The organism is Stenotrophomonas sp. GD03777, assembly GCF_029842485.1.
Classification (GTDB): domain Bacteria; phylum Pseudomonadota; class Gammaproteobacteria; order Xanthomonadales; family Xanthomonadaceae; genus Stenotrophomonas; species Stenotrophomonas sepilia.
On record NZ_JAOCGL010000120.1, the window covers coordinates 1 to 10,565 of the forward strand.

The following is a 10,565-nucleotide window of genomic DNA, read 5'->3' on the forward strand; positions in this document are numbered from 1 at the left end:
TGGTACGCCTGCCCGATCGCCTGCAGATCGCGCTGCTGCGCGCGTCCGGCTGCAACCCGAACGACCCGGCGACGCAGGTGCTGATGGACAGCTGGCCGCTGGACCAGCTGCGCCGTGACCCGGCCGCCAAGCGTGCGCTGTGGCCGCAGCTGCGTGCCCTGCGCAAGCGGGGTGCGCGGTGAGCGCGGTGACCCGGCCCGGCCCGGTCAGCCTGCGTGCGCTGCGCGAGAGCGACCTCAATGCCGTGATGGCGATCGAGCTGCGGGGCTATCCTTTTCCCTGGACCCGCGGCATTTTCATCGACTGCCTGCGCGCCGGCTATCCCGGCCTGGCGATGGAGCGCGATGGCCTGCTGGTCGGCTATGGCGTGCTCAGCATCGCCGCGGATGAAGCGCACGTGCTCAACATCTGCATCGACCCGCTGGCACAGTCGCGCGGGCTGGGCCGCCAGCTGCTGCGCGCGATGGTGCAACTGGCCGCCGACCGTGGTGCCCAGCGCGTCTTCCTGGAGGTGCGTCCGTCCAACACGCCGGCGCTGGCGCTGTACCACAGCGAAGGCTTCAACGAGATCGGCCGCCGCCCGCGTTACTATCCGGCCGCACAGGGCCGCGAGGACGCGGTGGTGATGGCGATCGAGCTGGTCGACGGCGACCTGCAGGTGATGCCGCCGCTTTAACGCAGACGGGTTGCCGGCCAGCGGCCGGCACTACCAACGCGCCCATCACGCCAGGCGCAACGCCAGCACGCCACCGACGATGAGCGACGCTGCCAGCCAGCGCGCGCGTGGTATCCGTTCGCGCAGCAGGAACACCGAGATCAGCAGCGCGAACAGGATCGAGGATTCGCGCAGCGCCGAGATCATCGCCACCGGCGCCTGGGTCATGGCCCACAACGCCATCGCATAGGAGGCGGTGGTGCCGACGCCACCGGCCAGTCCCAGCGGCCAATGCTGCCGCGCATAGTCCAGTACCGCGCCGCCGCGCGTGTACAACGCCCACAGCGGCAGCGGAACGCCCGACAGCAGGAACAACCACAGCGTGTAGCTGAGCGCGCTGCCGGACTGGCGCGCACCCTGCGCATCGACCAGCGTGTAGGTGGCGATCATCGCTGCGGTCAGCAGCGGCAGGCGCAGTTGGCCGCCACGCGCACCCACTGCCATGCACAGGATGCCGGTGCTCACCAGCACCACACCCAGCCACGCTGCGGCGGGCAATGGTTCACCGAGCAGGGTGCCCGCCAGTGCGACCAGGATCGGCGCGCTGCCACGCATCAGCGGGTAGGCCAGGCTCATGTCGACCTGCTGGTAACAGCGTGCGACCAGCCCGTAATAGATCACCTGCAACAGCACCGATGCGCCCAGCCAGGGCCAGCTGTGCGCGGCGGGAAAAGGCAGGAAGGGCAGGGCGGCGGCCGACAGCAGCGCGGCGCTGCCGGTGACCAGCACGGTGCCGAGGAACTTGTCCGGCCCGCGCTTGACGATCGCATTCCAGCTGGCATGCAGTGCCGCAGCGGCGAGAACCAGCAGGAAGATCGAAAGAGGCATCCGGCGATGATGCCATGCGGCGGAAATGGAAACGCCGGGCATCGCCCGGCGTTTCCGATTCCGCTTGGGTGGGTGCCAACCTCTCCCGGCCTGGTAGGCGCCAACCTTGGTTGGCACGCACCAGAGCGCGGCGTTACAGCTTCGCGCGCTGTTCGCGCAGGCCGGCCAGCTGGGTGTTCCAGTCGGCCAGGCGCACGCGTTCCTGCTCGACCACGGCCGGCGGCACCTTGTCGGTGAACTTGGCCAGCTTGGTCTCGCTCTTCTCCTTTTCGGCTTCGACGCGAGCGATTTCCTTGTCCAGGCGCACGCGCTCGGCATCGAGATCGACCAGGCCTTCCAGCGGCACCAGCAGCTTCAGCTCGCCCACGATCGCGGCGGCCGCCGGCGGTGCGCTTTCGCCTTCGGCCAGCCACTGGATGCTGTCCAGCTTCAGCAGGAACGACAGCGAAGCGCTGAAGCGTTCGATACGCACGCGGTCCTGTGCCAGGCCGGCCTGCAGGCGCAGCGGCACCAGCTTGGACGGTGCGACGTTCAGCTCACTGCGCACGCGGCGCACGGCACTGATCACCGCCTTCAGCCATTCCACGTCGGCCTCGGCCTGGGCGAAATCACCGGCGAATTCGGCGGCGGTTGGGTACGGGCGCAGCGACAGCGTGGTTTCGGCCAGGCCCAGGCGCGGGGCCAGCTGCTGCCACAGCTGTTCGGTGATGAACGGCGTGAGCGGGTGCAGCAGGCGCAGCAGTGCTTCCAGCACGTACAGCAGGGTGTGGCGGGTGCTTTCGGCATCAGCCGCGTCGGCACCGTTCAAGGCCGGCTTGCTCAGCTCCAGGAACCAGTCGCAGAACGCGTTCCAGGCGAACTCGTACAGGCACTGCGCCAGCAGGTCGAAGCGATACGCGGCGAAATGGCCCTGAGCTTCGGCGGTGGTGGCGGCCAGGCGCGCGAGGATCCAGCGCTCGGCATCGGTGCGCGGCTTGGGCACGCCGGTGAACGCAGCGCCTTCGGTGTTCATCAGGGCGAAGCGGCTGGCGTTCCACAGCTTGTTGCAGAAGTTCTTGTAGCCCTCGGCGCGGTTCATGTCGAACTTGATGTCGCGGCCATGGGTGGCCAGCGCGGCGATGGTGAAGCGCAACGCATCGGCACCGTGGGCGGCGATGCCGTCCGGGAATTCCTTGCGGGTGGCCTTCTCGATCTTCTCGACCATCTTCGGCTGCATCAGGCCGCCGGTGCGCTTGGCAACCAGATCGTCGATGGTGATGCCGTCGATGATGTCCAGCGGGTCGAGCACGTTGCCCTTGCTCTTGGACATCTTCTGGCCCTGGCCGTCGCGGATCAGGCCGGTGAAGTAGACATCCTTGAACGGGATCTTCCCGACCAGGTTGTCGGTGGCCATGATCATGCGCGCCACCCAGAAGAAGATGATGTCGAAGCCGGTGATCAGCACCGACGACGGCAGGTAGCGGTCGAAACCACGCTCGGCCATGGCCTGCTCGTTCGGCCAGCCCAGGGTGGAGAACGGCCACAGCTGCGAGGAGAACCAGGTCTCCAGCACGTCGCTTTCCTGGTTCAGCACCACGTCGCTGCCCAGGTTGTGCTTCGCGCGCACGTCCTCTTCGCTGCGACCGACGTAGCAGTTGCCGGTGGCGGCATCGAACCACGCCGGGATACGGTGGCCCCACCACAGCTGGCGGCTGATGCACCAGTCCTGGATGTTGTTCATCCAGTGGCGGTAGGTGTTGATCCAGTTCGGCGGCACGAAGGAAATGCTTCCGTCCTCGACCAGTTCCAGGCCACGCTTGGCCAGGTCGTCCATCTTCACGAACCACTGGTCGGTCAGGTACGGCTCGATCACCTGGCCGGTACGGTCGCCGCGCGGCACCTGCAGCTTGTGCGCCTTGGTCTCGACCAGGATGCCCAGGTCTTCCAGTTCGGCCAGCACGGCCTTGCGCGCTTCATAGCGGTCCAGGCCCTGGAAGCGTTCCGGCGCGTTTTCGTTCAGCGCCGCCACCGGGGTGAACAGGTTGATCATCGGCAGGCTGTGGCGCACGCCCACTTCGTAGTCGTTGAAATCATGCGCCGGGGTGACCTTGACCACGCCGGTGCCGAACGCGCGGTCCACGTAGTCGTCGGCGATCACCGGCACGCGGCGGCCAGTCAGCGGCAGCACCACGCTCTTGCCGATCAGGTGCGCATAGCGCTCGTCCTCCGGATGCACCATCACCGCGGTATCGCCCAGCAGCGTTTCCGGGCGGGTGGTGGCGACGACCAGATAGTCGCGGGTTTCGCGCAGCGTTTCCACGCCGTCGGCATCGCGCTCGACGTGCTCGTAGCTCAGGCCTTCGTCCAGCGTGTAGGCGATCGACCACAGGAAGCCGTCTTCCTCGGCGCTCTCCACTTCCAGGTCGGAAATGGCGGTCTTCAGCACCGGGTCCCAGTTCACCAGGCGCTGGCCGCGGTAGATCAGGCCCTGCTCGTACCAGCGCACGAAGGCTTCATTGACTGCCGCCGACGGCTGCGGGTCCATGGTGAAGGTGCTGCGCGACCAGTCGGCGGAGGTGCCAAGGCGACGCATCTGGCGTTCGATGGTGTCGCCGGACTGCTGCTTCCACTCCCAGACCTTGCCGATGAAGCCCTCGCGGCCCAGCGAATCGCGGGTCTCGCCCTTGCCTTCCAGCGCCAGGTTGCGGCTGACCACCATTTCGGTGGCGATGCCGGCGTGGTCGGTACCGACCTGCCACAGCGTGTCGTAGCCGCGCATGCGGTGGTAGCGCACCAGCGCGTCCATCAGGGTCTGCTGGAAGGCGTGGCCCATGTGCAGGGTGCCGGTCACGTTCGGCGGCGGCAGCAGGATGGTATACGGCTCGCCCGTGCCGGACGGCTTGAAGTGGCCGGCCTTCTCCCAGGCCTCGTAGAGGTCGGTCTCGAAGGACTTCGGGTCGTAGCTGGAGGCGAGTTGGGTCATGCGGGGGAACCAGGAGGTAATCGTTGAAGGATCAGGGCGCGGCGGCGGCCCATCAAGGGGGCCGGGGCGCGCTCACATGTCGTGCTTGTTCAGGTCGTAACCGGCGGCCTTGTACTGGCGCCAGCGCTCGCGCAGCGGTTCGCGCGCTTCCGGATCGGCCGGCACCACTTCCAGCACGCGCTCGCACTGGCCCAGCCAGGGCTCGTCGCGCAGGTTGATCACCAGCGGACGCGCCGGTGCCTCGGTGCCGGGTACCGCGATCAGTACCAGGGCCTCTTCCTCGTCCATGTCTTCGCCGGCGATCTGGTGCGGGATGTAGGCGTCGTTGTCGAAGGCCCACAGCAGCTCGTCCAGCTCCTCGGCCTGGGCCTGGTCACGGGCCAGCACCAGGGTGAACAACCCGGCGTCGTTGGCCTTGCGCGCCAGCTCACAGACCAGGCGCAGCGGCTCGGTCAGGAAGCGGGGCTTGGCGATCAGGTAGAAGTCGGCGCGGGGCATGGCAGGGTCCGGGTCAGGCAGGGGCCCGGCAGTGCCGGGCGAGGCCCCGGCCGGCGTCTGCCGGCCAGGGGCGGGTACGGCATCAGGCGCGGGCGGCCTGGTCCAGCAGCCACTGGCTCAGCAGGCCGACCGGGCGGCCGGTGGCCATGCCACGCTTGCCTTCATCGCTGGCCACGCCGGCGATGTCCAGATGGGCCCAGCGCTGGCCTTCGGTGAAGCGCGACAGGAAGCAGCCGGCGGTGATCGCGCCGGCCCAGCGGCCGCCGATGTTGTAGACGTCGGCGAAGGTCGAATCCAGCATCGGCTGGTACTCGTCCCACAGCGGCAGGCGCCAGGCGCGGTCGAACACATGCTCGCCGGCGGCCAGCAGTTCATTGGCCAGGTCGTCGTGCTTGCTCATCAGGCCGGCGGTCTGGTGGCCGAGGGCGACCATGCAGGCACCGGTCAGGGTGGCGACGTCGACCAGCGCGGCCGGCTCGAAGCGCTGTGCGTAGGTCAGCGCGTCGCACAGGATCAGGCGGCCTTCGGCGTCGGTGTTGCCGACTTCGATGGTCTTGCCCGACATCGAGGTGATCACGTCGGACGGACGGTAGGCATTGCCATCGATGGCGTTCTCCACCGCCGGGACCACCACGACGAGGTTCAGCGGCAGCTTGGCCTTGACCGCAGCGACGAAGGTGCCGATGACGTTGGCGCCACCGCACATGTCGTACTTCATTTCCTCGATGCCGCCCTGGGTCTTCAGGTTGACGCCACCGGTATCGAAGGTGATGCCCTTGCCGACCAGCACATAGGGCTTGGCGTCGCCTGCACCGGTCCACTTCAGCACGACCAGGCGCGGGCGGTTGGCCGAGCCACGGGCCACGGCCAGCAGTGAGCCCATGCCCAGCGCTTCCATCTGGTGCTCGTCGAGGATCTCGGCTTCGGCACCCTCGTGCTCGCCGGCGAACTTCACGCCCACGTCGGCCAGATAGGCCGGGGTGCAGTAGTTCGGCGGCAGGTTGCCCAGCTCACGGGCGAACTCGACGCCGGCGGCAATGGCCTGGCCCTGGGCCAGCGCCTGCGCGTCGTCACCGGCGATGGCCAGCTGGGTCAGACCGGCGTCGTCGGCCTTCTTCTTGCCCAGGGTGGCGGTATAGCGGTAGGCGGCGTGATCGGCGGCGATCACCGCCTGACGGATCGCCCAGGCCGCGTCGCGGTCCTTCACCGCCACTTCGGACAGGGTGAACAGTGCGCTGCGGGCAGCACCGGCCTTCAGCGCGCGCACGGCGTCGCCCACGGCCTTCAGGTACTGCGGCACGCCGAAACGGGCGGCTTCACCGAGGCCGACCACCAGCACGCGCGGGGCGGTCACGCCCGGCAGGTCGTGCAGCAGGGTGGTTGCGCCGGTCTTGCCGGACAGGTCGCCACGCTCGGCCAGCGCCGCCAGGCGGCCACCGCTGGCGGCATCCAGGGCCTGCGCGGCCGGGGTCAGGGTATGGTCGGCATACGCGCCGACCACCAGGCAATCAACGGTGGCAGCGGCCGGAGCAACGTGGTTCAGGGTGAATTCGAGGGCCATTGAGCAGATTCCATTGGCGAGTCCGTACAATCGCAGGCCGTTTACGCCCAGACAGTAGACTGGGCGGCACCGCGAACGAACCCCAGAGTTTAAACCACCGCCCCATGCTGAAGCTCGACCGATACCTGCTGGGCGATTTCGTCCAGAGTTTCCTGGCTACCCTGATCGTCCTGCTGGTGGTCAGCGTGGGCGGCGTGCTGGTGGACATCCTCGGCAACATCGCCGACGGACGCCTGCCAGCCAAGCTGCTGTTCTCCCAGCTGGGCCTGCAGTTCATCGCCTACCTGCCGCTGATCCTGCCGCTGGCACTGATGCTGGGCCTGCTGCTGGCCGTGGCGCGGCTGTACCGCGACTCGGAAATGGCGGTCATCACCGCCATTGGTGTCGGCCCCAAGCGACTGCTGCGGCCGCTGCTGATGCTGGTGGTGCCGGTGGTGCTGCTGGTCGGCGCCTGCTCGCTGTGGCTGGGCCCGTGGGCAGGCCGGGTGGCCGAGCAGATGATCATCGAGGCCAACCGCAGCGTGCTGATGGCCGGCCTGGAGCCGGGCCGGTTCACGCCGCTGCCCAATGGCGGCGTGGTCTACCTGTCCTCGATCTCGCCTGACGGCACCGAGCTGGGCAAGGTGTTCATGCAGCGGCAGAAGGACGATCGCCTGGAAGTGGTGTCGGCCAACAGTGGCCGCATGTACTTCGAGGGCACCCGCCAGCGTTTCCTGGAGCTGGATGATGGCCACCAGGTGGAAGGCCCGGTGGCCGCTGGGCTGGATTACCGGCTGGCGACCTTCGCCCGCAACGACGTGGCCCTGCCCGATGGCGCACAGACCCGCACCGAGGACGACCCGGAACTGATGCCGACCCTGCAGTTGGTCGGTGATGCACGGCCGCAGGCGCAGGCGCAGCTGCATCGCCGGCTGGCACCGCCGCTGATCGCGCTGGCGTTCGCCCTGCTGACCGTGCCGCTGGGCCGCAGCTCGCCGCGCCAGCAGCGCTACGGCCGCATGATGCTGGCCCTGCTGGCCTACATGGTGGGCACCAACCTGATGTTCATCGGCAGCGGCTGGATTGCCAACGGCAAGATTCCGCCCGCGCTCGGCCTGTGGTGGTTGACCCTGCCGCTGCTGGCGCTGGCGATCTGGATGTATGTACGTGATGGCCGCCTGGCCCGCCCGAAGGGAGCCCGCGCATGAGGCTGCGCCCGATGCGTTTCGACCTGTACCTGGGCCGGTCGGTGTTCACCACCGTGCTGCTGACCTGGGCGGTGCTGGTGGGCCTGGACGTGGTGATGGCCTTCTCCGGCGAGTTCAAGGACATCGGCAAGAACGGCTACACCCTGGGCCATGCCGCCGCGTGGGTGCTGTACACCGTGCCGCGCCGCGCCTACACGATGTTCCCGACGGCCGCGGTGATCGGCGCACTGATGGGCCTGGGCCAGCTGGCCGCGACCTCGGAGCTGACCGCACTGCGTGCACTGGGCCTGTCGCGCAAGCGCCTGAGCGTGTCGGTGGCGATTGCGCTGTCGCTGCTGACCGCGGTGATGGTGCTCAGCGCCGAGACGCTGGGCCCCTGGGGCCAGGACCGTGCCGATGCGCTGAAATCCAGCGCCAAATGGGGGCGGGATATTGCCACTACCCGTTACTCGGGGCTGTGGGCACGCGAAGGCGACACCTTCCTCAATGCGCAGAGCGGCGAGGAGCAGCTGGTGGGCGACAAGGGCACGCGGCTGATCCTGCGTGATGTGCGCCTGTACCGGGTCGCCGAAGACGGCAAGATCGCCTCGTTGACCCATGCCGCCACCGCCGAGCACGACAAGGACGGCTGGGTGTTGACCGGCGTGCGCCGCGACACCTTTGGCGAGCGCTCGGCAACCCGTCAGGAAGTGGCACGTGAGCCCTGGAACTCGAAGTTGGACCCGGCCGCGCTGGCGACCGGTATCGCCAAGCCGCGCAACCTCAGCGTGTCCGAGCTGAGCACCAGCATTGCCTACCGCGAACGCAACGGGCTGGACGCGCGCGATTTCGAGGATGTGTACTGGAGCCGCTGGTTCTATCCGGTGAACGTGCTGGCCCTGTGCCTGGCGGCGGTGCCGTTCGCGTTCGGATCGCTGCGCAGCGGCGGCATGGGCAAGCGCTTGTTCCTGGGCATCCTGTTCGCATTGGGCTTCTGGCTGCTGCAGCTGTTCTTCGGCCGCATGGCCGGCGCGCTGAAGTTCGATTACCGCATTGCCTACGCGTTGCCGCCGATCGTGATGCTGGCGGTATCCGGACTTCTGTTCCGGCGCAAGTCGGGCTGATTCTGATTGTTGTAGAGCCGAGCCTGTGCTCGGCTGTCACGTACAGTGCGGAAAGCAGCCGAGCACGGGCTCGGCGCTACAGACAGCGCCTTACCGTTTCGGCATCCGCACCAGGCGGGTACCGCTGGCGCGGTCGTGCCAGGTCAGGCGTTGGCGGTCGACCCACGCCCACCAGAATCCCAGTCCGCCCAGCAGCAGGGACAGCGTGCCCACCGCAAAGCGCAGCCACAACTGGCCGCGCCGCAACGGCGTGCCATCGATTGATCGCACTGTCAGCCGCCACGGGCGCATGCCCAGGGTCTGTCCACCGCGGCGCCAGCTGGCCGTCGCGTACCAGCCCGTGATCGCCCAGCACACCGCCCAAAGCAGCCACTGCCAGGCACTGAACGGCGCGATGTTCTCGCGTTGCGCGTGGCCGCTGAAGGTGTAGGCGAGGGTGAACAGCGTGCCGGCCAGCATCCACAGCGCCAGCACCGGCAGTGCGTCGTAGACCATCGCCAGCACGCGCCAGGCCAACAAGGCACGTGGGCGGGGCATTTCGGTAGCGGCCGCAGGGGCCGTGTCGGTGGCAGGGCGGGACATGCGCCGAGCATACGCAAAGCTGGCCGTGCCCGCAGTGGCCCTCGTATCCTGCACGCATGGCCCTTGTCTCCACCCCCGCAGAACGCCGCCAGCTGGTCCAGCAACTGCCCGAGCTTCGCGCCGACGACGGCGTGCGCATCCAGCGCTTCCTCGATGCGATCTGGGCCGAGAACGGCCTGGCCCGTGCCACCCTCGACAGTTACCGGCGTGACCTGGAAGGGCTGGCGCGCTGGATGGATGGGCGCGACGGTGGCCTGGCCGGCATCGAGCGTCCTGGGCTGTTCGATTATCTGGCCTGGCGCACCCGGCATGGCTGGTCACCGCGCAGCAACGCGCGCCTGCTGTCGGCGTTGCGGGCGTTCTTCGCCGATGGCGTGCGCCGCGGCGAACGCAGCGAGGATCCCAGCGCGCTGCTGGACCCGCCGAAGTTACCACGGCTGCTGCCCAAGGCGCTGGCCGAGAGCCAGATCGATGCGCTGCTGGCGGCCCCGGACGTCGACAGCCCATTGGGCCTGCGCGATCGCGCCATGCTGGAACTGATGTATGCCGCGGGCCTGCGCGTGAGTGAACTGGTGCTGCTGCCCGCGACGGCGGTCAACCTGCGCCAGGGCGTGCTGCGGGTCACCGGCAAGGGCAGCAAGGAACGGCTGGTGCCGCTGGGAGAGGAATCCCAGCACTGGCTGGAGCGTTACCTGCAGCAGTCGCGCCCGCAGCTGGTCGGCAAGGGCAAGGTGCATGCCCTGGCGGATGGGCAGGCCCCGTTGTTCATTGAACCGACGCTGCATGCGCTGACCCGGCAGGCGTTCTGGCATCTGGTCAAGCGCCACGCACAGGTGGCCGGCATCGACCCGGCGCGGATCAGCCCGCATGGGCTGCGGCACAGCTTCGCCACCCATCTGCTCAACCGCGGTGCCGACCTGCGCGCGCTGCAGATGCTGCTCGGCCACAGTTCATTGTCGACCACCCAGATCTACACCCTGGTAGCGCGCGAGCACCTGCAGAAGCTGCACGCCCGCCACCATCCGCGTGGCTGAGTGCCGGGCTGAATCGCTGCCCGGGGCGCTGCCGGGCGTCGCTGCCCGGTACCGGCGGCTGTGTCAGAATCCGGGGTCTTCTTCTGTCGCGGACC

At 68.3% G+C, this 10,565-nt stretch carries 9 protein-coding genes and 1 pseudogene; 5 read left to right on the forward strand and 5 right to left on the reverse strand.

Annotated features, from left to right (window positions below):
* A pseudogene (locus tag N5E02_RS18260) lies at window positions 1–182 on the forward strand (hypothetical protein); the annotation flags it as partial.
* A complete protein-coding gene (gene rimI / locus N5E02_RS18265; protein ID WP_005415208.1) occupies window positions 179–676 on the forward strand; it encodes a ribosomal protein S18-alanine N-acetyltransferase in 498 nt (165 codons plus the stop codon). The pseudogene N5E02_RS18260 and the gene rimI, both read left to right, overlap by 4 nt.
* Window positions 677–721: 45 nt before the next feature.
* On the opposite strand, the gene N5E02_RS18270 is transcribed toward rimI, so the two are convergent.
* From N5E02_RS18270 to N5E02_RS18285, 4 genes are all read right to left on the reverse strand, one after another.
* Window positions 722–1,543, reverse strand: a complete 822-nt coding sequence (locus tag N5E02_RS18270; RefSeq protein ID WP_111126810.1) for an EamA family transporter — start codon at window positions 1,541–1,543, stop codon at window positions 722–724.
* A gap of 133 nt (window positions 1,544–1,676) precedes the next feature.
* Window positions 1,677–4,505 (reverse strand): valine--tRNA ligase, encoded by a 2,829-nt coding sequence (locus N5E02_RS18275; RefSeq protein WP_065196232.1) that lies wholly within the window; start codon window positions 4,503–4,505, stop codon window positions 1,677–1,679.
* A gap of 72 nt (window positions 4,506–4,577) precedes the next feature.
* Window positions 4,578–5,003, reverse strand: coding sequence for a DNA polymerase III subunit chi (locus N5E02_RS18280; protein WP_005415211.1), 426 nt, complete (start codon window positions 5,001–5,003; stop codon window positions 4,578–4,580).
* 82 nt (window positions 5,004–5,085) lie between these two features.
* A complete protein-coding gene (locus tag N5E02_RS18285) occupies window positions 5,086–6,564 on the reverse strand; it encodes a leucyl aminopeptidase (protein ID WP_065179143.1) in 1,479 nt (492 codons plus the stop codon).
* Between the two features lie 104 nt (window positions 6,565–6,668).
* On the opposite strand from N5E02_RS18285, the gene lptF reads away from it, so the two are divergent.
* Window positions 6,669–7,751 carry an LPS export ABC transporter permease LptF gene (gene lptF, locus N5E02_RS18290; protein ID WP_069139463.1) on the forward strand — a complete coding sequence of 361 codons (1,083 nt, stop codon included), beginning with the start codon at window positions 6,669–6,671 and terminating at the stop codon, window positions 7,749–7,751.
* On the forward strand, window positions 7,748–8,854 hold the full coding sequence (gene lptG / locus N5E02_RS18295; protein ID WP_049414332.1) for an LPS export ABC transporter permease LptG: 1,107 nt from the start codon (window positions 7,748–7,750) through the stop codon (window positions 8,852–8,854). Before lptF ends, lptG begins: the two co-directional genes overlap by 4 nt.
* 90 nt (window positions 8,855–8,944) lie before the next feature.
* Here lptG and N5E02_RS18300 read toward each other — a convergent pair whose 3' ends face one another.
* On the reverse strand, window positions 8,945–9,436 hold the full coding sequence (locus N5E02_RS18300) for an RDD family protein (RefSeq protein WP_065179146.1): 492 nt from the start codon (window positions 9,434–9,436) through the stop codon (window positions 8,945–8,947).
* A 56-nt stretch (window positions 9,437–9,492) separates the two neighbouring features.
* On the opposite strand from N5E02_RS18300, the gene xerD reads away from it, so the two are divergent.
* The gene (xerD, locus tag N5E02_RS18305; RefSeq protein WP_005415216.1) at window positions 9,493–10,470 is read left to right on the forward strand and encodes a site-specific tyrosine recombinase XerD; all 978 of its coding nucleotides are present in this window, start codon (window positions 9,493–9,495) and stop codon (window positions 10,468–10,470) included.
* Window positions 10,471–10,565 lie beyond the last annotated feature (95 nt).